19 protein-coding genes are annotated in these 24,084 nt (G+C 66.8%); 9 read left to right on the top strand and 10 right to left on the bottom strand.

What is annotated here, in order from left to right:
• Positions 1 to 17: 17 nt before the first annotated feature.
• Positions 18 to 755 carry a DUF1993 domain-containing protein gene (locus tag DDZ17_RS16740; protein WP_116368109.1) on the bottom strand — a complete coding sequence of 246 codons (738 nt, stop codon included), beginning with the start codon at positions 753 to 755 and terminating at the stop codon, positions 18 to 20.
• 149 nt (positions 756 to 904) lie between these two features.
• Between DDZ17_RS16740 and DDZ17_RS16735 the strand changes: the two genes are divergently transcribed.
• The 4 genes from DDZ17_RS16735 (at position 905) to DDZ17_RS16720 (ending at position 8,644) form a co-directional block, all read left to right on the top strand.
• Entirely contained in the window at positions 905 to 2,563 is a 1,659-nt protein-coding gene (locus tag DDZ17_RS16735; RefSeq protein ID WP_116368108.1) for a tetratricopeptide repeat-containing sulfotransferase family protein, read from the top strand.
• A gap of 116 nt (positions 2,564 to 2,679) precedes the next feature.
• Entirely contained in the window at positions 2,680 to 4,452 is a 1,773-nt protein-coding gene (locus tag DDZ17_RS16730; protein ID WP_116368107.1) for a serine hydrolase, read from the top strand.
• Positions 4,449 to 5,675, top strand: a complete 1,227-nt coding sequence (locus DDZ17_RS16725; RefSeq protein ID WP_116368106.1) for an MFS transporter — start codon at positions 4,449 to 4,451, stop codon at positions 5,673 to 5,675. The genes DDZ17_RS16730 and DDZ17_RS16725 overlap by 4 nt, the downstream gene beginning before the upstream one ends.
• Positions 5,676 to 5,743: 68 nt before the next feature.
• Positions 5,744 to 8,644 (top strand): S8 family serine peptidase, encoded by a 2,901-nt coding sequence (locus tag DDZ17_RS16720; protein WP_116368105.1) that lies wholly within the window; start codon positions 5,744 to 5,746, stop codon positions 8,642 to 8,644.
• 28 nt (positions 8,645 to 8,672) lie between these two features.
• Here DDZ17_RS16720 and DDZ17_RS16715 read toward each other — a convergent pair whose 3' ends face one another.
• Entirely contained in the window at positions 8,673 to 9,113 is a 441-nt protein-coding gene (locus tag DDZ17_RS16715) for a hypothetical protein (protein WP_116368104.1), read from the bottom strand.
• A gap of 126 nt (positions 9,114 to 9,239) precedes the next feature.
• Between DDZ17_RS16715 and DDZ17_RS16710 the strand changes: the two genes are divergently transcribed.
• Entirely contained in the window at positions 9,240 to 10,370 is a 1,131-nt protein-coding gene (locus DDZ17_RS16710) for a PQQ-dependent sugar dehydrogenase (protein ID WP_116368103.1), read from the top strand.
• Between the two features lie 57 nt (positions 10,371 to 10,427).
• Here DDZ17_RS16710 and DDZ17_RS22485 read toward each other — a convergent pair whose 3' ends face one another.
• The 4 genes from DDZ17_RS22485 to DDZ17_RS16690 form a co-directional block, all read right to left on the bottom strand.
• Positions 10,428 to 11,135 carry a hypothetical protein gene (locus DDZ17_RS22485; RefSeq protein ID WP_157976694.1) on the bottom strand — a complete coding sequence of 236 codons (708 nt, stop codon included), beginning with the start codon at positions 11,133 to 11,135 and terminating at the stop codon, positions 10,428 to 10,430.
• Positions 11,136 to 11,278: 143 nt separating this feature from the next.
• Complete coding sequence (locus tag DDZ17_RS16700; RefSeq protein ID WP_116368102.1) at positions 11,279 to 12,796, bottom strand: parallel beta-helix domain-containing protein; 1,518 nt, start codon at positions 12,794 to 12,796, stop codon at positions 11,279 to 11,281.
• Positions 12,789 to 13,994, bottom strand: a complete 1,206-nt coding sequence (locus tag DDZ17_RS16695; protein ID WP_116368101.1) for a cytochrome-c peroxidase — start codon at positions 13,992 to 13,994, stop codon at positions 12,789 to 12,791. Before DDZ17_RS16695 ends, DDZ17_RS16700 begins: the two co-directional genes overlap by 8 nt.
• Positions 13,991 to 14,629 (bottom strand): c-type cytochrome, encoded by a 639-nt coding sequence (locus tag DDZ17_RS16690; protein WP_116368100.1) that lies wholly within the window; start codon positions 14,627 to 14,629, stop codon positions 13,991 to 13,993. Before DDZ17_RS16690 ends, DDZ17_RS16695 begins: the two co-directional genes overlap by 4 nt.
• A 238-nt stretch (positions 14,630 to 14,867) precedes the next feature.
• On the opposite strand from DDZ17_RS16690, the gene DDZ17_RS16685 reads away from it, so the two are divergent.
• A complete protein-coding gene (locus DDZ17_RS16685) occupies positions 14,868 to 15,263 on the top strand; it encodes a zf-TFIIB domain-containing protein (protein WP_116368099.1) in 396 nt (131 codons plus the stop codon).
• Between the two features lie 177 nt (positions 15,264 to 15,440).
• Complete coding sequence (locus DDZ17_RS16680; protein ID WP_116368098.1) at positions 15,441 to 16,883, top strand: MFS transporter; 1,443 nt, start codon at positions 15,441 to 15,443, stop codon at positions 16,881 to 16,883.
• On the opposite strand, the gene DDZ17_RS16675 is transcribed toward DDZ17_RS16680, so the two are convergent.
• Positions 16,873 to 17,886, bottom strand: coding sequence for an acyltransferase family protein (locus tag DDZ17_RS16675; RefSeq protein ID WP_116368097.1), 1,014 nt, complete (start codon positions 17,884 to 17,886; stop codon positions 16,873 to 16,875). The genes DDZ17_RS16680 and DDZ17_RS16675 overlap by 11 nt on opposite strands.
• Before the next feature lie 226 nt (positions 17,887 to 18,112).
• On the opposite strand from DDZ17_RS16675, the gene DDZ17_RS16670 reads away from it, so the two are divergent.
• Positions 18,113 to 19,168 carry a 3-deoxy-7-phosphoheptulonate synthase gene (locus DDZ17_RS16670; RefSeq protein ID WP_116368096.1) on the top strand — a complete coding sequence of 352 codons (1,056 nt, stop codon included), beginning with the start codon at positions 18,113 to 18,115 and terminating at the stop codon, positions 19,166 to 19,168.
• Here DDZ17_RS16670 and DDZ17_RS16665 read toward each other — a convergent pair whose 3' ends face one another.
• The 3 genes from DDZ17_RS16665 to DDZ17_RS16655 form a co-directional block, all read right to left on the bottom strand.
• Positions 19,169 to 20,230 carry a DUF481 domain-containing protein gene (locus tag DDZ17_RS16665; protein WP_157976693.1) on the bottom strand — a complete coding sequence of 354 codons (1,062 nt, stop codon included), beginning with the start codon at positions 20,228 to 20,230 and terminating at the stop codon, positions 19,169 to 19,171.
• Positions 20,231 to 20,358: 128 nt separating this feature from the next.
• On the bottom strand, positions 20,359 to 21,177 hold the full coding sequence (locus DDZ17_RS16660; RefSeq protein WP_116368094.1) for an MOSC domain-containing protein: 819 nt from the start codon (positions 21,175 to 21,177) through the stop codon (positions 20,359 to 20,361).
• Positions 21,164 to 22,567, bottom strand: coding sequence for a serine hydrolase domain-containing protein (locus DDZ17_RS16655; protein ID WP_206613571.1), 1,404 nt, complete (start codon positions 22,565 to 22,567; stop codon positions 21,164 to 21,166). The genes DDZ17_RS16660 and DDZ17_RS16655 overlap by 14 nt, the downstream gene beginning before the upstream one ends.
• A 139-nt stretch (positions 22,568 to 22,706) precedes the next feature.
• On the opposite strand from DDZ17_RS16655, the gene gorA reads away from it, so the two are divergent.
• A complete protein-coding gene (gorA, locus tag DDZ17_RS16650; RefSeq protein ID WP_116368092.1) occupies positions 22,707 to 24,065 on the top strand; it encodes a glutathione-disulfide reductase in 1,359 nt (452 codons plus the stop codon).
• Positions 24,066 to 24,084 lie beyond the last annotated feature (19 nt).

Below are 24,084 nucleotides of genomic sequence, written 5' to 3'. Positions count from 1 at the left end.
CATCACATCCAGCGGCATCAGGCGGCCTTCGCAGGCTTCTTCGCGGCCGGTTTTTTGGCGGCGACCGTTTTTTTCGGCGTGGCTTTTTTGGCCGCTGCTTGCTTGGCCGTCGCGTTCTTGGCGGAAGATTTCTTGGCCGTCGCTTTTTTGGCAGCCGGTTTCTTGGCCGTGGCTTTTTTGGTAGCCACCTTGTTGGCCGGCGCTTTCAAACCCAGTGCCCTGGCCGCCGCCGCATTCACGCCCATGCCGGGCACGCTGCCAAGAAACTCGCGCTTGCCCACACCGGCACCGTTATGGCGCAGGATGGCGTAGGCGGTGGTGTAGTGGAAGTAGAAGTTCGGCAGCACCCAGCCGTTCAGGTAGTCCTCGCCGCTAAAGCGCAGTTCGCCAAAGGGCAGCTTGAGGGTGATGTCGCGGCTGTCGCTGCCGTCGTACAGGGCGGGCTTGATGCCGCGAATGAAGGCCAGGGTTTTCTTGATACGCGCCTGCAACTCGGCAAAGCTGGCTTCGCTGTCGGCAAACACCGGCGACTCCAGGCCGGCGAGGCGGGCGCAGCAGCCCTTGGCGTGGTCGGTGGCAATCTGCACCTGACGCACCAGCGGCAGCATGTCGGGCGCCAGGCGCGCGTTCAGGATCACCTCTGGTGCGATGCCGCGAGCCTTGGCATCTCCGGCTGCGACTTTGAGCAGGTTGGACAGGTTTTTCAGCTGGTGGGTAAACACCGGGGCAGTGCTCCGGTACATCGGGTTGGACATGGGGGGCTCCCTGACAATCGACATGGTTGGCCAGCAACCGGCGCCGGCCGCAAAAAAGTGCCCGCTATCATAGACCCTGCCTCCGGCACTTCGCCAGCATCACGCGTGCTCGCTGGCCAGCGCCGGGGGCAATCCGCGATAATGCCGCGGTGAAAACACCGCCTCCTAATCCAACATCCTCAACGGCAGCCGGCTCCGGGCCCGACGACCTTGCCGCGGCCCGCGCCCTGGAGCAGCGGGCCTGGAGCGCCCTGCAGCGCGGCGAGCCGCGACAGGCCCTGCACACCTGCCAGCAGCTGGGGCAGCGCTATCCGGGCTACGCCGCCGGCTGGTACAGCATCAGCCAGATCTGCCTGCGGCTGAATAATGCCGGCGCCGCCCTGGCCGCCACCGAGCGCCTGCTGCAGCTTGAGGCGGACCACCCCCGCGCCCTGCTGCAAAAAGCCAACTGCCTGCTGCGCCTGGGCCGCGACGGCGAGGCGCGGCCGCTGGTGCTGGCCCTGGACCAGGCGCCCCTGTCCACCGCCTACCAGCACGCCACCCTGGCCCTGCTGCAATCGCGCCTGGACCTGCAGCAGCAGGCCCTGGCTCACTATGCCAAGGCAGCGGCCCTGGAGCCGGAGGTGGCCGAGCACTATTACAACCTGGCCACGGTGCATCGCTTCCTTGGCAACATTGATGCGGCGGACGACGCCCTGGCGCACTGCCTGGCCCGCGCGCCGCTGGACGCCGAGGCCCACAAGCTGCGCGCCGACCTGCGCCGCCAGAACACCAGCAGCCACCACCTGGACGCCCTGGACAGCGCCCTGCAACAGTGCGCCAACCAGCCGCGCCAGCAGGCCACGCTGTACTACGCCAAGGCCAAGGAACTGGAAGACCTGGCGCAGTGGGACGCCGCCTTCGAAGCCCTGACCCAGGGCGCCCGCCTGCGCCGGGAGCGCATGCGCTACAGCGTGGACGACGATGTAGACACCATGGCCTGCATCCGCAAGGTTTACCGCGAACCACCACCAGCGCCGCCGGCCGGCGCGCCCCAGAGTACGCACCAGAGTGCGCCCATTTTCGTGATTGGCCTGCCGCGCACCGGCACCACCCTGGTGGAGCGCATACTGGGCATGCACAGCGCGGTACACGCGGCCGGTGAACTTAACCAGTTTGCCACCTGCATGTCCCGGGCGGTGGCCGAGGGGGTAGCGCGCCAGGGCGGGCAGCCGGGGCGCCTCAGCAAACAGCAGCGGGTGCAACTGAGCGCGCAGCTGGATTTTGCCGCACTGGGCAGGGCCTACCTGGCGGCGCTGCCGCCGGCGGCCAACGCCGCGCCGCGCTTCACCGACAAAATGCCGCTGAACTTCCTGTACGCCGGGCTGATTCACCGCGCCCTGCCGGCGGCCACCATCGTGCACGTGCAGCGCCACCCCATGGACGCCTGCTACGCCATGTACAAAACGCTGTTTGCCGACGCCTATCCCTTCTCCTACCGCCTGGACGAGCTGGCGCAGTACTACCTGGCTTACCGCGAGCTGATGGCGCACTGGCAGGCCACCCTGCCCGGCGTGATTCACACCGTGCAGTACGAAGCCCTGGTGAACGCCTTCGAGCCCACCACCCGCGCATTGCTGGCCGCCTGCGGCCTCGACTGGGAAAGCGCCTGCCTGGACTTTCACACCAGCGGCGCCGCCTCCACCACCGCCAGCGCCAGTCAGGTGCGCGAGCCGGTGCACAACCGCTCGGTGGGCCTGTGGCGCCGCTACGAGCGGCAGTTACAACCCCTGGCGGATCAGCTGCAGGCAGCGGGCGTGCCCCTGTAGCGCGCTGGGGCACAATTGGCCTAGCCGCGCCGTGGCAACTGGCCCTATGGCGCGGAGCCTGCCCTTGCTAGGGTGGGCGACGACTCGGGCAAACCAATAACAGAGCCACCCAAGCCTTGCGCCAACCCCTGCCAACGCCATTCACCGCCCTGCTGCTGTGGGCCCTTTGCACCCTGGCGGCCATGCCAGCCGGCGCCAAGGGGGCGCTCGCCATGCAGGCCATGGCGCCCCCGGCCAATGCCGTAGCCCCGCCGGGGCAGCTCGGCGGTCGCCTGCAATTGAGCACATTGCAGGAGCTCACCCTGACGGTGCTGCGCGATGACCACGGCCTGGCCAGCCAGCCGGCGCTGGCCCTGGATAGCCTGCCATTGCTTGATGCCACCTACCTGCAGGTGGATGGCGACCTGGTGCCCCGCCAGCGCGGGCTTGTCACTACCGGCCACCCCCACTGGGACTGGCTGCTGGAGCCCGGCCGCGTGTGGCAGGACGCCGACGGCAGCCGCCACATCAGCCTGCCCTTTGCCCTGCAGGAGAAGAACGCCAACTGCACCCACAATGGCGTGTTGCGGGCCCGCCTGGGCGCAAATGGCGAGGCTTTTCCGGTAACGGTGCTGATGGCCAGCGAAACCTGCCAGTACCTGCAATTCAATCTTGAAGGCAGCCTGAAGGGTCGGTTTTATGCCGAGCCGGTGGCGGATGCCCAGGCAATCGCGGCCGGCCACCGCCGCCTGCTGGCGGCCCGGCTGCCCACCCGCCCCTTAAGCGCCCTGTTCGCGCCCGGCGATCAGGCCGGGCCCGCGGCCTTGGCCGGCCCGGGCCAGCACCTGAGCGCCTGGGGGCTGGCCAGTGGCGATACCCACTATGTGAGCGACTGCCCCACGCGGCGCGGCCCCTACCCCCACTGCGACTTTTTGAGCCTGCCGTCCTACTCGCTGGCCAAATCCCTGGTGGGCGGATTGGGCCTGATGCGCATGGAGCAGCGCGCCCCGGGCAGCCGCACGCAGCGCATTGCGCGGCTGATCCCAGCCTGTGCGCAGGTGCCGGGCTGGGACGCGGTCACCGTTGGCGACGCCCTGAACATGCAGACCGGGCACTACGCCAGTGCCGCGCCCCAGGCCGACGAGGCCAGCGAGGCCATGAGCAGCGGGTTCTTCCTGCCCAGCCGCCACACGCAAAAACTGCGCTTTGCCTGCGGCGGCTGGCCCCGTCGTGGCCCACCGGGCGGCACCTTTGTCTACCACACCTCCGACACCTACCTGGTTGGCGCCGCACTGAATGCTTTGCTGGCACAGCACACCGGCCAGCCCGGCGACTTTTACGACGCCCTGCTGCGGCCCCTGTGGCGGGCACTGGCACTGAGCCCCAGCCTGGACACCACCCGCCGCAGTGCTGGCGCTGGCGGCCAACCGTTCACCGGCTATGGCCTGACCCTGTTGCGCGACGACATTGTGCGCCTTGGCCAGGCTCTGACCCACAACGCTCTCGCCCACAACACCCTCGCCCACAACATTCCGACCCACAACAAGCTAGCCCCACAGCTGGATGCGACCATGCTGCGACAGGCCCTGCAGCAGGAGCCTGAACAGCGCGGCGCGCACCCGGCGCAGGCCCCGGGCATCTACTACCAGCACGGCTTTTGGGGCTACGACGCCACGCGTCTGCTGGGCTGCAGCGAACAGCGGGTGATCCCCTTCCTGTCGGGTTACGGAGGTATCAGCGTATTGCTGCTGCCGGATGGCCGGGTGTACTACGCCTTTGGCGATGGCGGCCAGTTTGCCTTTGCCGACGCGCTGCGCTGGCTGCACCAGCAACAGCCCCTGTGCGCCGGCACGGCAACCAGGACCACCACAGCCACCGCCGCTACAACCACCACAGGACGCCCCGAATGAATCGCGCCGACCCCATCGCCAGCCGCAGTCGCCACTTTCCCACCTTGCCGGCCAACGGTGAGCTGGCCCGGGTGTTGTTGGCCTTCCTCGCCACCGCCGGCCTGTTCTACGTGAACATCATGCCGGCCCTGGTGGATGGCCTGATCGGCGGACTCGGCTTCAGCAACCGCCAGGCGGGGTTTGTCGGGTCTGCCAATGTCTACGGCGCCTCTCTCGGCGCGCTGGCGGCGGTGTTTGTCGTCAAGCGCCTGCCCTGGCGGCCGCTGGCGGTGGGCCTGCTGCTGGGCCTGATCTGCGCCGACTTGCTGTCCACCCTGGTGGAGGGCGCCGGCGCCATGATCGCCCTGCGTTTTGCCCACGGCTGCATTGGCGGCGTGCTGGTGGGCGTGGGCTTTGCGGTCATCGCCCGCACCAGCGAGGCCGACCGCACCTTTGGCTACCTGCTGACGGTGCAGTTCGGCCTTGGCGGGCTGGGCCTGCTCTACCTGCCGGGCCTGGTGCCGGAATTTGGCGTATCCGCCCTGTTCTTTGCCCTGATCGCCTTTTCGCTGGTCACCCTGCTGATGGTGCCCTTCCTCAATGACTACCCGGTGCAGGCCGCGGTGCCGGCCGATGCATCCAGCGCGGCCGACGGCAGCCACCGCCCGGTGCGCCGCCGCGCCCTGCTGGGGCTGGCCCTGGCCGCCACGTTTCTGTTCCAGGCGGCCAACATGGCGCTGTACGCCTACATCATCGGCCTTGGCAAGCACGCGGGACTCGGCCCTGCGTTCATCAGCAACACCCTGGGTATTGCCGCCTGGATTGCCATTGCCGGCTCGGTGGCGGTGATCCTGCTGTCCACCCGCTTCGGGCGCCTGCTGCCGGTGTCGCTGGCCATTGTGCTCACCATTGCTGGCACCTGGATCCTGCACTACAGCCAGGTGGGATGGGTGTACTGGCTGGCCAATGTGGGTGTGGGCATTACCTGGGCCTTTGTGATTTCCTACCTGCTGGGCATGTGCTCGGCCTTTGACAGCACCGGCCAGACCGCCGCCCTTGGGGGCTTTGCCTCCAAAATGGGGTTGGCCAGCGGCCCCATGGTGGGCGCCCTGGTAATTGGCGATGCCAATTACGCCCTGCTCATCAACCTGGGCGTGGTAGCCCTGGTGCTGTCGCTGCTGTGCGTGATTCGCCCGGCCCGCGCCCTCGACCGCGCTCTCAACAAGACTTTCAACCACAACTGAGCCGCGCCACCGGCACCGCTTGCCCAATCTGCTAAGGTAAGTGCAACAACCCGCGGTGATGATGGCCCATGAAAACAGCAAACCATCCGGGGCTCGCCCTCTGCCTGACCCTTCTGCTCGGTGCCTGTGGCGGGGGTGGCGGCGGCGGGGGCGGCGGCAATAACCCCCCCGCCGCCAACCAGCCCCCGGTGGCGGTGGCCAGCGCCCCCACCAGCGCGCCCGCCAACACCCGGGTGGAACTGGACGGCAGCGAGAGCCGCGACAGCGACGGCAGCATCACCGCCTGGGCCTGGGAGCAGGTGGCCGGGCCGGCCCTGACCCTGGACAACGCCGACGCCCCCCGCAGCAGTTTTACCGCCCCGCCGGTAAGCCGCGTGACGGAGTTCGCCTTTACCCTCACCGTCACCGACGATCGCGGGGCCAGCGCCACTGCCAGCGTCAGCCTGCAGGTGCAGCCACCGGCCGACAACACCACCTTCAGCCTGTCCGGCAGCATTCTCACCACCCCCAGCCAGGTGGTGGACGGCGACGTGAACGACCCGGCCACCCGCTACCAGGCCAACGACAGCCTGGGCAACGCCCAGCCGGTGGGCAACCCGGTGACCCTGGGCGGCTACGTCAACCAGCCCGGCAGCGGGGCCGAGGGGCGCTCCTTGGCCGGCGGCGATATCGATGACTACTTTCAGGTGGACTTGCTGGCCGGGCAGAGCATCAGCCTGCTGGTGGCCGACAGCGAGCAAAGCGGCGGCGACGCCGATCTCTACCTGTACGACAGCCGGGGCGAGATCGTCGCCTTCTCGGTGGATACCGGCAACCTGGAGCAGGTCACCGTACCCACCGACGGCCGCTATGCGGTGAACGTGTTCGCCTTTGCCGGGGCGACCAACTACATCCTCGCCATTGGCGACCCGGGCACGCTGACAGGCACAGGCACAATCTCAGCCCCAGGCACGGGCTTCAGCACCGCCGCGCACGCACCGGACTTTGTGCCCGGCGAGGCCATAATCAGCTATACCGACGCGGCCGATCAGCGCCAGGGGCCCGACCTCAGCAGCGAGGATCTGGCCTGGAAAATGGGCATGCGCCAGCGCGCCGGTGGTGCCGGCAGGCCGCGCCTGCTGGCAATGCAAAGCGCGGTCAGGGATCTCGCCCTGATGGCCGGCACGGCCGCCGGGCGCGCCGGGCAGTTTGCCAGCGCCGACCTGGCCACGCGCTGGCAGACCCTGGTGGCCATCAAGCACCTGCGCAACAGCCCGGGCGTGGCCGCCGTCAGCCCCAACTACCGCCTGCGCCCCCACCTCACCACCAACGACCCGGCCCTGCCCTTTCAATGGCACTACCCGCTCATTCAATTGCCGGCCGCCTGGGATATTTCCACCGGCAGCGACACCGTCACCGTGGCGGTGGTGGACTCCGGCATCCTGCGCGACCACCCTGACTTTGCCGGCCGGCTGCTGGGCGGCTACGACTTTATTCGCGACCCGCTGCGTGCCGGCGATGGCGATGGCATTGACAGCAACCCGCAAGACCCCGGCGGCAGCGGAGAGACCGGCAGCAGCTTCCACGGCAGCCACGTGGCGGGCACCGTCGCCGCCACCGGCAACAACGGCATCGGCGGTGCCGGCGCCGCCTTTGGCGTTCGGCTGATGCCCCTGCGGGCGCTGACCGAAAGCGGCGGCACAACCTACGACGTGCTGCAGGCCGTGCGCTACGCCGCCGGGCTCGACAACGACTCCGGCACCCTGCCCGAGCGCCCCGCCGATATCATCAACCTGAGCCTGGGCGGCGAGGGCTTCAGCAGCGTGGCCGACAACCTCTACCGCCAGGTGCGCAGCGCCGGCATTGTGGTGGTGGCCGCCGCCGGCAACGAGGCCAGCCGCCTGCCGTCCTACCCGGCCGCCTACGACGCGGTGCTTTCCGTCAGCGCCGTTGACGCCCGCCGCCAGCTGGCCAGCTACAGCAACCGCGGGCCGCTGATTGACCTGGCCGGCCCCGGGGGCGACAGCCGCCAGGATGTGGGCGGCGACGGCTACCCCGACGGCGTGCTCAGCAACGGCGCCACCGGCAGCGGCGGCGAGCGCGAGTTTGCCTACACCTTCCTGAACGGCACCTCCATGGCCGCGCCCCATGTCAGCGCGGTGATTGCACTGATGAAGTCGGTCAATCCTGCGCTCGGCCCGGCCACCCTCGAACAGCTGCTGCGTGAGGGCCGGCTCACCGATGACCTGGGCCCGCCCGGGCGCGACGACAGCTACGGCTACGGCCTGATCAACGCCTATCGCGCCGTCACCGCGGCGCTGGAAGTCGGCGGCGAAAGCCCGAGCGTGGATGCGCGCCTCAGCGCCTCTGCCACCACCTTCAGCTTTGGCAGCGCGCTGCAGGCGCTGGATTTGACCCTGCAAGCCAGCGGCAGCGTGCGCATCATCGAGCGCGCCAGTTCCGCGCCCTGGCTCGCCCTGGTGCCGGTGGATGTGGCCGACGGCGGGCTGGGCAGCTACCAGTTGCAGGTGGATCGCAGCGGCCTGGATGCCGGGCTCTACAGCGCCACCGTCACCGTGCGCTCCACCGCCAACACCCTGCAACTGCGAGTGCAGATGGCGGTGGGCGACACCAGTGCGAATGGCGACCTCGGCACCCTGTACCTGCTGCTGTACCACCCGGAATCCGACGCGGTGGTGGAGCAGGCCGTGTTGCAGCCCGGTAGCGGTGGCTACGCCTACCGTTTCGAGCGGGTGAGTGCCGGCAGCTACCAGATTTACGCCGGCACCGATGCCGACAACGATTTTCTGATCTGCGATGCCGGCGAGGCCTGCGGCGCCTGGCTGACCTACGGACAGCCGGCGGAGGTGGTGTTGGATGAGGACCGGGATGCCGTCGACTTCCCGGTGGACTTCCTGATTTACCTGCCCGGGGTGCAGGCGCTTGACGATACCGCCGGCGCCGCGCCGCTGCTGCGGCGAACGCCCTGAGCAGATAGCGCGCTGTGCCTGCGCCCCGCTAGCGGGCCGGCGCCGCCGGCCGGCTCAGGCGCGCAAACAGCCAGCCCCCCAGCGCCCCCGCCAGGCACTGGCCGGCCAGCCCCTGCGCGGTGCGCGCCACCGCCACCACGGTAATCTGCAGCGCCAGTTGCAGGGCAAGATGCAGCACCAGCACCGCCACCGCACCGGCCAGCAGGTACCAGAAGGCGCGGCCACCCCCGGCCAGGCGGACCACCAGCGCCGCCACCGCAAAGGCGAGCACAATGGCCAGCGCCAGCAGCGGCAGATAGGAACTGGCCATGCCCAGAATGTCATGCCAGGTGGATTGCAACTGCACCGTGGTCGATACCGCCACCCCCATGCCGCGCAGGTTGTCCATCACCGACGCCGTGGCCAGTGTGACCGCCAGCAGATAGGCCAGCAGCAGGGCCGGAAAAAACGCCTTCAGTACGCGCAACATATGGATGCTCCCCCGATATTCGAGCCTATAATGGCGCGAAGCGCTGCAGGGTGAAAGCCCATGCCAACGAAGCCCAAGGCAGGAGCGCCAATCAGGAAAGCCCAACCAATGACAGGGGAAACAACCATGCCGTTTGCAAACGCCAGCATCAAACAGGGACTACAGGCCATCGGCATTGCCCTGGCACTGGCGTTTGGCGGCAGCGGCCACGCCAGTGCCGGCGACTACCGCCTGCAGACCCTCAGCGAGGGCCTGGCGCACCCCTGGTCTGTCACCCAGCTGCCAGGGGGCGATTTCCTGGTGACCGAACGCGGCGGCCGCCTGCTGCGCATTCCCGCCGATGGCGGCAGCGGCACGCCGCTGGCCGGCCTTCCCGCCACCTACGTGGCCGGCCAGGGCGGTTACTTTGACGTGCGCCTGCACCCGGATTTTGCCCACAACCAGCTGGTTTACCTGTCCTTTGCCCAGGGCAGCCCCGCCGACAATGGCACCGCCGTGATCCGCGGCCGGCTGAGTGATGGCCGCCTGGAGCAGGTTGAAACCGTGCTTGAAGTTGCAGACCGCAAGGACACGCCCCAGCACTATGCCGCCCGGCTGCTTTTTTTGCCCGACAACAGCCTGCTGGTGGCCACCGGTGATGGCTTTGACTACCGCGAGCAGGCCCAGAACCCCGACAGCGAACTTGGCAAAGTGCTGCGCGTTACCGACGATGGCAGCGTGCCGGGAGACAACCCCACCCTCAGCCGCAAGCGCCCCCGGGTGTGGTCGATGGGCCACCGCAATGCCCAGGGCCTGGCCCTGGATGCCGACACCGGCACCATTTACCTGCACGAACACGGCCCCCGTGGCGGCGACGAACTCAACCGCCTGCAGGCGGGGAACAATTACGGCTGGCCCGCCATTACCTACGGGGTGGATTACAGCGGGGCCTACGTCAGCCCCTACACCCAGCTTCCCGGCATGGAGCAGCCGCTGCACTACTGGGTGCCGAGCATCGCCCCTTCCGGCATGGCCTGGTACGGCGGCGCGCGCTTTCCCGAATGGCGGGGGGATTTGTTCATCGGCGCACTGGTGGACAAGGAAGTGCGGCGCCTGGAGATGAAGGACGGCAGGGTGGTGGCGGAAATGCCGCTGTTTGCTGAACTGGGCGAGCGCATCCGCGATGTCTACGCCGCCCCTGATGGCTATCTCTACCTGCTGACCGACAGCGAGAACGGTGCGCTGGTGCGGGTGCGCCCGGCCAGCGAAACGCCCTGACGCACCGCACCGGCAACGGCCCAGCCCCGGACAAGCGGGGCTGACACGCCGCGCGGCTCAAGACGCCTTGGGGGCGGCCTTTCTGCGTGCTGTTTTGGTTTTTGCTTTGGCTTTGGTTTTTGCTTTGGCCTTGGTTTTTGCCGGCGCCTTTTTCCTGGCTGTTGCCTTGGCGCGGGTGCCGGCTCTGGCGTTTGCCTTTGCCTTGGTCTTCGCTTTCGTCTTCACTTTGGTTTTTGCTTTCGCCTTGGCTTTGGGCTTGGATTTGCTTTTCGCCTTGCTCGTGGCGGGCTTCTTCTTCGCCGCGGCTTTTTTCTTGGCGGCGGGCTTTTTCTTTGTCGACGATACCTTGGCGCGCAACTTGGCCTGCTGCTGCGCGGCCTTCTCCACCATGGCGGCGGCGCGCTCGGCGGCCTGGGCCTTGCGTGACTCCAGCGCCGCATCGGCCTGCATGGGCATCAGCTTCTCGGCAGATTCGTAGGCGGCCTTGGCGATACCGGCCACGGCCTCCGCCAGTTCCTGCACCTGCTTCATCAGCTCGTCGACTTTTTTCTGGTTGGCGACCGATGCCTTGCTGCGCAAGGCCGTGCGCGCTTTCTTCAGCCGGGCATTGGCGCTGGTCTGCTTTTTCCGGGCGGCGGAAAGATCCTTCTTCGCCTTGGTGTGGGCCTTTTCGGTTTCGGCCAGTAGCTTCTTGCGCAGTTGTTCCACTTTTTTGTTGGCCTGCTCGGCCATTTTGGTGGCCTGGGCCAGTTCTTTTTCCAGCATGCGTTGTGCACTCCCTGAAAGGATGGGTACCGCAGGGAAAGTGTAGGCCTATTTTGCAGGCTTGTAACGGTCGGCGAATGCCGCCTGGCATGCGCCCGCTGGCGGGGAGGGAGTACGGCCCCGGTGTACCCGGGGCCGGGGGCTTACTTCTTCAGTTGCAGCATGAACTCGGCCGCGGCCTGCAGGCTCTTGGCATCCAGGTGCGACTGCGGCGGCATCTCGGGATAGTCGTCGCGTTTTTTCACCGGGTTGGCGGCGTAGGCGGCGATACCTTCCGGGTCATCCATGTACAGGGCCTGGATGATCTGGGTGGGCGGGCCAATCATGCGCGAGTTGTAGGCGTGGCAGCCGGCACAGATGCCGTAGTACACCAGCTTGCCGGTTTCCATGTGCTCTTTGTTCCGCGGCGGCACGCGCTCGGGCAGGGTGTAGCTCGCCACGTTCATGGTGGTGTCGAACTCACACTCGCTGTATTTGCCAAGGCCAATGGTGCGAAAACGCTCCTTGTTCAGGATACAGCCATCGCTCATGCCCACGGTGTCGACAATGTCCGGGCCGGTGGTTTCCAGCATGGCAGCCAGAATGGCCCGCACCGCCGGCGCCGGGTTCTCGCCGTTGGAGTGCATGATGTTGTTGAGGATCACCGGGCGGTTGGGGTTGGGGTCCGACTCCGGGTCGTTGGCGGCGCTGGTTGCCAGGTCGAAGTTGGTGAAGGTAATGCCCATGGATTCGTTGCCGGAGATGATGTTGCCCTCGATCACCACATCGTCGCAGGCCATGACCAGCACCCCGGTGCCGGGCGGGATGTTGGACACCAGCGAGCCGGGAATGGCGAAGTTCTCATGGTTGTTGTTGACCACGAAGTTGTTGCGGATGATCACATCGCCACAGGTTTTGATGGGCAGCCCCGGGGTGATAAAGGCCAGAATGCCGCCGGTGTTGTTGTAAACGTAGTTGTTTTCCACCAGGGCCTTGCGGCTGTTTTCGATCTCGATGCCGGCCACGCTCTCGAACACTTCGTTGTGTACCACATCCACATTGTCGGACATGCCCACGTAGATGGCCGCGTCCTCGATGCCGGACAGGATGTTGTGCGACACAATGCCGTTCTTGCCGAGTTGGGGGAAGATGCCGTAAACGCCGGTGTCTACCACGATGTTGTTGCGAATGATGAAGTTGTTGCCGGCCTGGCCCATCACCCCGTTGCCTTTGTAGTGGGTGATGTAGAAGTTCTCCACCGTCACGCCGTTACCGGAATACAGGATGGCGTCGTTGCGCACGCCCTCGCCTTCCAGCACCGGGTATTTGCCTTTTTCGATCACGCCGGACAGGGTGATGTTGTCCTTGTCGATGTACACCGTTTCCTTGTAGGTGCCGGGCATGACCTTGATCACCGCGCCGGGGCTGGCCGCGGCCACCGCATCCTGGATGGACTCGCCGTCTTTGACCACGATCAACTCACCGGAGGTGGGTGTTTCCCAGCTGCGCACATGCTCGGCCTGCCCCGCCGCGCTCACTTCTTCGGCGCCGCCGGAAGAAAACGCGGCCTTGGGCTCGCTGCCAACTTTGATCACCGTGGGCTCGGGCGCCCGCGATTGCCCCAGGTAGAATCCGCCCGCCGCCAGTGCGAGGGCCCCCACTGCGAGAACCAGCTTATTCATTGTTGTGATCTCCACTTGCCAGCTCGCCCCCGCGAGCCTGATTACGGTGAACGGGCGCCAGTCCGGAGGGTAACAGCTCGGGCTCCCGCGGTTTGAAACTTTCGTCGGTCAGGGTCTTCATGAAATCCACCAAGCGGTCCAGTTCCTCATCAGTGAGCTTGGGCTCCCAGATATGCCAGTGGATTTTCAGGTCTTCGCCCTCGGGCACGGCGTGGCCGCGGCCCAGGGTGTAAAACTCGGCGGCTTCCTTCAGCGTGGCAAAGCGCCCCGAGTGCATGTAGGGCGCGGTGAGGGCGATATTGCGCAAAGACGGCACCTTGAACCCGCCGCGCTGGGTCGGGTCGTTGATCACGCCGGCACCCGGGTCGAAGGGCATGCCCTCGGGCTCCGGCGTGCCCAGCACCGCCACCTGCTGGTTGGTGAACAGCGGCGGGGTATGGCATTCGGCGCAGCGCGCCACAAAGGAACGGAAGATGTTCAACCCGGCTTTTTCATTGTCGGTGAGCGCATCGGCATAGCCATGGGCGTACTGGTCGTAGCGACTGTTCAACGACACCAGGGAGCTTTCAAAGGCCGCCAGGGCCGCGTAAATCTGCGCCAGGGTGATGTCATCCGCCGCCAGTTCGCCAGCGGGAAAGGCCTCGGCAAACAGGCGCCGATACTCGCTGCTGGCATTCAGGTCCGCCAGCAACTTGACCGGGTTGTTGGCCATTTCCTTGGGGTGGTAGAGCGGCCCCTGCATCTGCTCTTCCAGGGTGAAGGCCCGGGCATCCCAGAAAAAACTCTGCAGAAAGGCGACATTCCACAGGCTGGGGGCGGAGCGGGTCAGCCGCTCGCCGTTGTGGCCCACGCTGCGCCCAAGGCCATCGGCAAAGCCCTTGTCCGGCTGGTGGCAGCTGGCGCAGGACTGCGTGCCGTCCACCGACAGCAGCGGGTCAAAAAACAGGTAGCGGCCGAGGTCGATCTGCTGCGGCGAAAAGCCGTCGCGGTAGCGGGGCAGGCCGGTTTTCAGGCCGCCCACGCCGGCGTCCTGTAGCGAGGGGTACATCTGGTACAGGCTGCGCAGCTCGCAGTGGCCGGCATCCAGCTCAAAGCCGGGCGGGCAGTCCGGGTTGAGCTGGATACGGGGCCCGGCGCCCAGGCTGGCGGACGCCGCCAGCAACAGGGCCAGGCCGGCAAGGCTGCGCGCCAGTCTCATTCGCCGCCGCCCGCCCGCGAGTGAATAAAGGCCACCACATCGGCCAGGGCCTGCTCGGAGGGCAGCACGGCGGCCATCGCGCGCATCTGGCGCCCGGTGCGATCACCCGCCACCGCCCCGCGGCTGCCATCGCGGAAGGCGGCGAGTTGGGCCAGCAGGTACCAGTCGTCGCTGCCGGCAAGGGTCGGGGAGTTCAGCGCCACATTGCCCGCGGCCGCCGGCCCATGGCAGGCGCCGCAGAACTGGTTGTAGTAGTCGGCCCCCAGGGCGGCGTCGCCGGCCACGGTGGCGGCCGGCACGGCGCTGTCCAGCGAGGCGATGTAGGCGGCCACGTCCAGCATGGCCTGCTCATCGGGCAGGGTGGCGGCCATGGGTGCCATCTGCCGCGACTCCGCGCTGGCCCCCTCGCCGCCGCGCTGGCCGTTGCGGAATTTCTCCAGCTGCGCCACCACGTAAACTTCCCGCAGGTGATTCAGGCGCGGTGCTTTCAGGGCGGCATTGCCGCCGGCGTCGGCCCCGTGGCAGGTGGCACAGGTGGCGTACAGGGTTTTACCCCGTTGCAGGTCGGCCTCGGCACGGGCCGGGCCGGTCGCCATTGCCAACATGCCCAACAGGCTCAGGATGAGCAGGCGCATGGTGTTCTCCTCTCTCTAACTGGTACTTTCGTACCACATTGGATTGGCATCATACCACTGTGGATGAAACGTAGCTGAATTTCTGCCGCTTCGACCCTTACCCAGATGCGGCAGGGGCCACCCCCGCACAGGGAGCGACAAAGGCCCGGGCCTGGGCTAGACTCGGGTGAGCCGGGGTAGGGCCTCGACAACAATAGCATTCACCTCAGATTCATCATCCAAGACCGGGGGAGTCCAGATGGAATACAACCCAGAAGTACACAGTATTAAATGTCCCAAGTGCGGACACGGCATGGAAGAAGTGGGCTATGGTGGTGTGACCATCGACCGCTGCAGCAGCTGCCTGGGCCTATGGTTTGACACCGGCGAAGCCGACGCCCTGAAAAGCAAGTGGATGGGCGACGCCCTGGATACCGGCAAGGCCGACGAAGGCAAAAAGTGGGACACGGTGGAAGATATCGCCTGCCCGCGCTGCGGCCGCGACATGGAAAAGGCCTCTGACCCCAAGCAGACCCACATCTGGTACGAGGTCTGCAGCGAACACGGCATGTTTATGGACGCCGGCGAATTCACCGACTACAAACACGAAACCCTCGCTGATCGCTTCCGCAGCCTGATCAAGGGCAATCGCTGAAGCCTGCGGCGCTCGCCACGGATGGCCGGCTGGCCATCCGCCCTGTTGCCACCGGCGGCGGCTAACGCCCCGCCCGCGTTAAGACTGCGTTCAGTTCCCGCGCGCAGCATAGGGCGACTGTGACCGACAACCATAACAACAGGCCCCGCCCGCGGGCCCGGTGGCGACACGCCCGACATGACTGACCTTCGCACCCGTATTTTCTACGGCAGTGGCGGCGCGGTGTACGCGGCCAAAGAATCCGCCTACGCCATGTTCATCCTGCTGTTCTACACCCAGGTACTGGGGCTGGGCGGCACCATCACCGGCGCCATTATTGCCACAAGCCTGGTGTGGGACAGCATCTCCGACCCGCTGGTAGGCTCCCTGTCGGACCGCCTGCGCAGCCGCTGGGGCCGGCGCCATCCCTTCATGGCGCTGAGCGTGCTGCCACTGGGCATTGGCTTTATCGGCTTGTTCAGCCCGCCCCAGGCGGTGATTGCCGAACCCGCCCTGCTCGCCGCCTGGCTGCTGTTTTGGTCCCTGTGGACCCGCACCTTTGTTACCACCTTTTCCATTCCCCACCTGGCCCTGTCGGCGGAGATCACCGACGACTACCACCAGCGCAGCCAGGTGCTGGGGGCGCGGCTGGCCTTTATGTTCCTGTTCTCGGTGCTGTTGCCGGCCGTCGGCCTGCTGCTGATCTTCCCCACCGAGGGCGGCGAGGACGGGCGCTTTGTGGCCGCCAACTACCCCGGGTACGGCGCCCTCAGTTGCGCGGTGGCCTGGGTCGCCGCCACCACCACCCTGCTCGGCACCCGGGGCCACATCCGCTCCACCCGCGACGCCCCAGTGCCCCGCGGCGGCGGGCGGGTGCTCACCGCCCTCACCCGCGACCTGCTGCGCACCCTGCAAAACCGCAGCTTCCGCATGGTGATCACCTACGAATTTGCCTGCATGACCGCCTACGGGGTGATCATCAGCCTCAACATGCTGGTGTGGACCTACCTGTGGGAGTTCTCGCCGGAGGAATCCTCCGTGGTGCTGTCGCTGCCGAGCCTGCTGGCCATCACTCTGGTGATGCTGACCCTCGGCCCGCTCGGGCGGCGCTTTCCCAAGCACCGGCTGATGCAGTTCGGCCTGGCCGGCATGATCCTCAACTGCCTGTGGCTCTACCCCCTGAAGCTCGCCGGCCTGTTGCCGGACAACGACGGTACCCTGGTATTCGCCCTCAACTTCCTGTTCATGCTCATCTTCATGTACTGCTTTTTACTGCGCAGCATCTGTACCCAGTCGGTCATCGCCGACATCACCGACGAGCACGAGCTATCCCACGGCCTGCGCCAGGAAGGCGGCTTTTTCTCCATGATCAACCTGATCAATAAATCCGCGACTGTTCTCGGGCCGCTGTATGCCGGTCTGGCGCTGGACGCCATCGGCCTGCGCGCCGGCCTGCTGCCCGGCAACGTGCCAGCGGCCACCCTGGATGGCCTGATTTACGCCCTGGGGCTCGGCGTGATTCCGCCGCTGCTGGTATCACTGGCCCTGGCGATGAAGATCAGCATGAGCGAAGAGCAGGTCAACAGCGTGCAGGCGGCCCTGCGGCAGCGGCGGGAACGCGGCGGCGCCATCACGCCTTGATGCGCGAGCGAAGGCGCTCGATGGGGCGCTCCAGCAGCACTGTCACCCCCCAGGATGTGGCCAGTATCAACGGCGTGGCAAAGATCATCAGCGCATTGCCGGGCCGCTCCAGCGTCATCCCGGCGTAGCCACCAAGCACAACCACCACCAGGCCCACTTGGTAATGCAAGAGGTAAATCGGATAACTGAAATCCCCCAGCCATTTGTCGGCCGCGCGGGAAATCAACGGCAACTCCCGACGGTCGAACAGCAACGCAACCATGGCGGCGCACAGCAGGAAGTTGATATAAAAGTGGGCCTTGGCCGAGCCGCCAACAACCTGCCCGAGCAGCCAGTTGAGCAGGATGCCCGCGCCAACCCCCGCAAGCACCCAGGCCATGCCCGACCGCGAGAAGCGCCCGGTGAACCGGGTAATAGCCGCGCTGTAGTGGAAAATCAGCGCGCCGGTGGCAAAGGGCAGCGACGCCGCCGGTATCGAAAAATACCAGTGGTCGCTCTCCATCTGCAGCACCTCCACAATCACATGGTGCAGCACACTAACGGCCAGCCAGCACCCACTGGTGAACAGGCTGCGCGAGGCTCCCAGAGCAATCAGCGCATAGAAAAACAGCTCTACCGTCAGCGCCCAGGCCGGCGGCGTGAGCCGGGGGTCTTCCATCTGCGGGAAATACAACAGGAGGTTCCTGGCCCACTGCGCCACCCCCTCCGGGCGGTAGATGGCGTGGTGGTAACTGGCGGTGAACTCACTGCCAAGCAGGGCGATCAGGGCGAGGGACAGGCCAATCGACACCCAGTACACCGGGAAAATACGCAGGAAACGGTTGAGGCCATAGCGCAGCACCCCGTCCGATGAGTAGCCATAGCGCCGCTGCATGATGAGCGTCATAAGATAGCCACTCAGGCAATAAAAGCCGAACACAGCGTACGAGCCGATACCGGGGTATCCACCCAGGTGGGTTGCCACAACCAGCAGCGCCAGAAACGTTCGATAAGTGCCGAACATGCTCGTTCCCCATCCATGCGGACGCGGGCAGTGGGTGCCGGCGCCGAATTGCCCGCGGTGGCGGCAACGGGCCTGACCTTGAGCATAGCCGGCCCGGGCGCGCCCTTCCAACCCGCCCTTCCAGCCCGGCTTGCCCGCCCGCGCGGCTCTGGGCCACAATGCCCGCCCCCACCAACGCCGGGGCTATTCCCTTGGCGGCCCCGAGAGTGAAACCAAGAGCCATGCCATGAGCGAGCGCACCGACGACATTCGCATCAGCCGCGCCCAGCCGCTGATCACCCCCTGGATTCTGCAGGAGGAATTGCCCCTGAGCGAGCCCGAGGCCGCGGCCATTGCCCGCGCGCGGCGCGACATTGCCGCGGTACTGGCGGGTGAGGATGCGCGCCTGCTGGTAATTGCCGGCCCCTGCTCGGTGCACGACCCGGCGGCGCTGCTGGACTACGCCGCCCGCTTCAAGGCCCTCTGCGCGCCCTACACGGACGCCCTGCTGCCGGTGCTGCGGGTGTATTTCGAAAAGCCGCGCACGGTGATCGGCTGGAAGGGCTTGATCAACGACCCGGACCTGGACAACAGCTTTCGCATCAACAAGGGCCTGCACCTGGCGCGGCAGGTGCTGCTGGATGTGGCCGCCCTGGGGCTGCCGGCGGCCAGTGAGTTTCTCGACACCACCTTCGGCCAGTACTACGCGGACCTGGTGAGCTTTGGCGCCATAGGCGCGCGCACGGTGGAGAGCCAGGTGCACCGGGAGCTGGCCTCTGGCCTGTCCATGCCGGTGGGCTTCAAGAACGGCACCAGCGGCAAGGTCGGCGTTGCCATCGATGCCATCCGCAGCGCCAGCCACGGCCACTGGTTTCCCTCGCTGACCAAGGAGGGCACCCCAGCGGTGCTGCAATCCAGCGGCAACCCCCACTGCCACCTGATTCTGCGCGGCGGCGCAGATACCGGCCCCAACTACCACCCCCAGGCGGTGCAGGACGCCGCCGAGGCGCTGGCCAGCCAGGGCCTGCCGGCCTCGGTGATTGTGGATTGTAGCCACGGCAACAGCGAGAAAGACCCGGCGCGCCAGGCACAGGTGGTGGCGAGCCTGTGCAGCCAGATGGCGCAGGGCCAGCGGGCCATTCGCGGGGTGATGCTGGAGAGCCACCTGCTGGGCGGTAACCAGCCGATGGCAGCGCCGGCGGCGCTGACCTACGGCCAGAGCATTACCGACGCCTGTTTGAGCATTGAAGACACCTCGCCGCTGCTGGAAGCGCTGGCGGCGGCGGTGCGCAGGGCGGGCTGACTACCAGGTGTAGCCGATGCGGAAGCGGTAGGTCTGGTCGAGTTTTTCGACCTCCGGCGGCAGGCCGCTATCGTATTCCAGCAGCACTTCGGCCGCCGCCTCGATGGAGAACATCAGCGGGAAGGCGAGGCCAAAGGTGGTGTTCATGATCAGGTCGTTGGCGTCATCCAGGTTGAGGATACCGTTGTGATCCAGGTACAGCCGTGAATCGCCGCCGAGGATGTTGGAGCTGGCATTCACCGTCCAGTTCATACCGGGGTATTCCTTGTCATCGGCGACAATGAAGTCCTCGTTGACGTACACCGCACCGACCTCGGCGGAGAGGGTCAACGTCGGCTCTTCGTAGAACTGGTGACCGAGGTAGGGACCGATGTAATACCGCAGGTCCAGGTCGGCGAATTTGTCCGACTCAGCCGCCGCGGTGATACCGGTATACCAGGTGGGATCCTCCAAGAAGTAGTCGTACTTGGCGGTGGCGTTCCAGTTCTCGGCGTTCTTGACACCGTTGGCCTCGTCCACCTCGCCGTTCAGCTTGGTGGTGAAGCGGTCGCGCAGGCTGCGCCAGATGGATTCCACCCGGTAGTCGAATTCCTCGGTATCGGTGTTGCCGTCCTCGATGGTCAGGGCGGCACTCACCAGGCCCGTCCAGCGATAGCCCTGGCCCAGTTCCCAGGGCTCGGGGTTCATCACCGCCAGGTCGGCCAGGGGGTAGTTCTGGGTCACCAGCGCGGGCGGCAGCACCAACTCGCTGTCGGCCACGACGATGGGTTGATCTTCCACCACGGTGCCGTCTTCCAGCTGTATCACCACCGGCGTCTGGGTGCGCATGGAGGCGATTTTGTCCTGGGCGATGCTGAGGGTGCCGGCAAACTCGGTTTCCACGGTGACCACCCCGTCGCGGGTGGCGGTCACGGTGCCGAGAATGCGGGAGCCGTTCTGGAGCACGATTTCATCCATGGGGGTGGCGCTGTCTTCGGCCACGGCGCTGGCAATGTGCAAGGCCAGCAGGCCGGCGGCGCAGAGCCCGCGACGAAGGCGAATGGGAGACCGATGTGCAGCCATAGTCCTGTCCTGTGTTATCCCTACAAGATGCGAGCGGCCAGGCCGTTCGCTCATTTTTTAAGCGGCGCAACCATACCGGAAAACGCCGCAAATCCCCAGCCCGAGCCGGCAAAAATGCCACCCGGCCCTCATTCCAGCACCGTCACCGTATCGCCCAGAGCCAGGGCGCCGGCCGCGCGGTAGAGCAGGTTCTGCCCGAACAGGATCTCGCCGCCCACGCGCCGGAACGCCGCCAGCGCCCGATTGATGTGGGGGTCGCGCTGCCCCGTGGCCTGGTCGATGGAGGGGATGGCGCAGCGGGCGCAGGGCTTGGCCACCTCAAATTCCAGTGCGCCGATGCGTAGGCGCCGCCAGCCGTCCTCGGCGAAGGGCGCGCAGCCAGACACCACCAGGTTGGGGCGAAAGCGGTTCATCGGCACCGCGGGCTTGCCGTCGGCCGCAAGGCGCAGGTTCAGCTCGCCCAGCGACGCATCGGCAATCAGCAGCAGGGGAAAGCCATCAGCAAAGCCCACGGCCTGGCCGTGGCGGGCGTAGGCACCATCCACCCGCCGCTCGCAGTCCGGCGGCATGTACACCAACCGGCAGGCGCGCCCCAGCACGCCTGTCAGCCAGGCCGCCGCGCCGTCGCCGGCATCCCGCGCCAGTACCGTGTCGGACCACACCGTCACCGGCCGCAAGGGCGCGGCCTCGCCGGGCAACGGCACCTCGCAGTGGCCGCCGTCACCCAGGTCGCCGGCGCACTGCAGGTGCAGGCTGCCATCGTCGCGCGGGGCCACCCGCAGCAGGGCCATGGCCGGCAACTGGCGCTGGCTGAGAAAGCCGCCGGCCTCATCCACCACCATCCAGCGCCGGTCACCGGCGGGGCCAAAGCGATCCAGCTGGACTGCCTCCAGGGCAATGCCACCGCAGGATTTGACCGGGTAGATGTGTATCTCACTCAGGTGCATGGCCTGCCTCGTTGTAGTCCGTTGGGGAAGGCCGGGGCCCGGCCAGTTCGCGCATCACGCCCTCCAGCAGGGCTTGCAGGCCAGTGTCGGCACCTGTGGCGCTAAGGCCCAGACGCACCACCACCAGCTCCTGCTCCGGCAGCACCACCACGGCCTGGCCGCTGTTGCCAGAGGCGTAGAACAGGCTCGACGGCAGCCCCGGGAAACTCACGCCGCCGCTATTCAGCCAGAACCCGCGACCGTAGCCACCATCGGCCGCGGCGGGGCGCGGTGTCACCGCCGCCCGCTGCCAGCGCTGCGACAACAGATTGCTGCGGCCGTGCCAGGCATCCAGCCACAGCTGGCCCATGCGCAGCCAGTCGCGGCCGCGCAGGTAGGCATAGGACGAGCCCACCTGCACCCCGCTGGCATCCGCCTCCGCCACCATGAGCAGCCCCAGCGGCTCGGCCAGCTCGCGGTGCAGCCAGGCGCGGTAGTCCTCACCCTTGAGGGACTGCTGCCAGATGAGCGCCGCCAGGTTGGTGTCGCCGCTGGAATAGCTGAAGTGGGTGCCCGGCGCGTGGGCCTGCCCGCGCCCGGGCGCCACCGCCCAGGCCGCAGTGCGGCGATACAGCATGTCGGTGGCATCATCGCCCGGGGCATAGGTTTCCTTAAAATCCAGGCCGCTCTCCATGTGCAGCAAATGGCCCAGATTGAGCCCGGCGTCCACGCTGGCCGCCAGGTCGTCGCGCTGCGCCGCAAGCAGCGCCTCGGCGGCACTGGCTTGCAGCGACAGGGCCCCGCGCTGCACCTGCAGGCCAACCCAGGTGGCCATCAGGCTTTTGTTCATCGACCAGCCCTGCAGGCGGGTCATCGCGCCCACCGGCGCGCGGTAGCGCTCGGCGACCAGCCGGCCCCGGTGCGACACCAGCACCGCCAGGGTATTGCGGCCACCCGGCTCGGCGAAGGCGGCATCCAGCACCGGCCCCAGGGAGCCATCGCCCGCGGGGCTGGCCAATGCCACCAGCCGATTGCCGGTGAGGTGTGCCGGCCCGGCAGATGGCTTGCCGTGCAGCGTGCAGCCGGCGCCCGGCTCAAAGTACGCCCGGCTGTGCACGCCCAGCAGCTGGCTGCTGACACCGTCTGCGTCAACACGCACCCCCGCCTGCAGCCACTGCCGTAGCGGGCCCATCACCGCCATGCGCGGCAGCAGGTCGGCCTGCCACAGCAGCGCCTCTGGCAGGCCCGACACCTTGAGCCCCGAGCACAGCTGCTTGGCGGTGTAGCCGGTGGCCACCTGCAGCGCCGGGCGCGCGCCCAGCCAGGCCAGCACCAGCAGCGCGGCCACAAGCAGGATGCCCTTCGGCCATACGCCCTTCAAAAAAGCACCCTTCGGTGATTTGCGCGCCACAACGGCCCTCCCCGGAAAAGCCCCCATAATACCGGGGCGCGCTGTACAGCCCAACGCACAAGGCTGTTACACTTTTTTGATGTTGCATTAAAGCTGCGTTGTTACCGCCTTTGGGCCGGGCGCCGCAAAGGAGAAGCGAATGACTGCCATGGACTACGACCTGTTTGTGATCGGCGCCGGCTCGGGCGGGGTGCGTGCCGCTCGCATGGCGGCCGGTTTTGGCGCCCGGGTGGCGGTGGCGGAAGATCGCTACATGGGCGGCACCTGCGTGAATGTCGGCTGCGTGCCCAAAAAACTCTATGTATACGCCGCGGAGTACAGCAAGGCCTTTGAGGACGCTCGCGAATTCGGCTGGGACAGCCAGGTGCCTGACTTTGACTGGGCCACCCTGCGCGACAACAAGCAAACCGAAATCAGCCGCCTCAATGCCATTTACGAACGGATGCTGGATGGGGCCGACGTGACCGTGATGGACGGCCGCGCGCGCATTGTGGATGCCCACACCGTGGCCGTCGGCAAAAAACAGTACAGCGCCGCCAACATCCTGATTGCCACCGGCGGCTGGCCCTACGTACCCGAATTCCCGGGCAGCCAGTACACCATTACCTCCAACGAGATCTTCGACCTGGACGACTTCCCCGAGCGCCTGGTGGTGGTGGGCGGCGGGTATATCGCGGTGGAGTTCGCCGGCATTTTCAATGGCCTCGGCGCCCGGGTGACCCAACTCTATCGCGGCCCCCTGTTCCTGCGCGGCTTCGACGCCGACATTCGCGCCCACGCCGCCCAGGAGATAGCCAAAACCGGCGTAGACCTGCGCTTTGAAACCAACGTGGTCGCCATCAAGCGCGGCGGCGGCGCCCTGCAAGTGGAGCTGACCGACGGCAGCCAGCTGGAGGCGGACTGCGTGCTCTACGCCACCGGCCGCAAGCCCCACCTTGACGGCCTGGGGCTGGACAACGTCAACGTGCAGCTGAACGACAACGGCACCATTGCCGTGGACGACGACTACCGCACCAGCGAGCCCAGCATCTTCGCCGTGGGCGATGTGACCGGCGGCCTGGAGCTGACCCCGGTGGCACTGGCCGAGGGCATGTCCTTCGCCCGCCGCCAGTTCGGCAGCCTGGAACAACAGGTGGACTACGACTTTATTCCCACCGCCGTGTTCTGCCAGCCCAATATCGGCACCGTGGGTTTTACCGAAGACGAGGCCCGCGAGCGCTTTGGCAAACTGCGTCTGTACAAATCGACCTTCCGCCCGATGAAGCACACCATCAGCGGCCGCGAGGAGAAGTCCTTCATGAAGCTGATTGTGGACGACGCCTCCGACCGCGTGGTGGGCGCCCACATGGTGGGGCCGGACGCCGGCGAAATCATGCAGGGGCTGGCCATCGCCATGCGCTGCGGCGCCACCAAGGCCCAGTTCGACACCACCATTGGTATTCACCCCACGGCGGCGGAGGAGTTCGTCACCATGCGCGAGGCCTGGCGTGCTGACTGAGCGCCGACCGAGCGCCAAG

The organism is Parahaliea mediterranea, from assembly GCF_003402235.1.
Lineage (GTDB): Bacteria > Pseudomonadota > Gammaproteobacteria > Pseudomonadales > Halieaceae > Parahaliea > Parahaliea mediterranea.
This window is presented reverse-complemented; position numbering and strand designations above follow the sequence as displayed.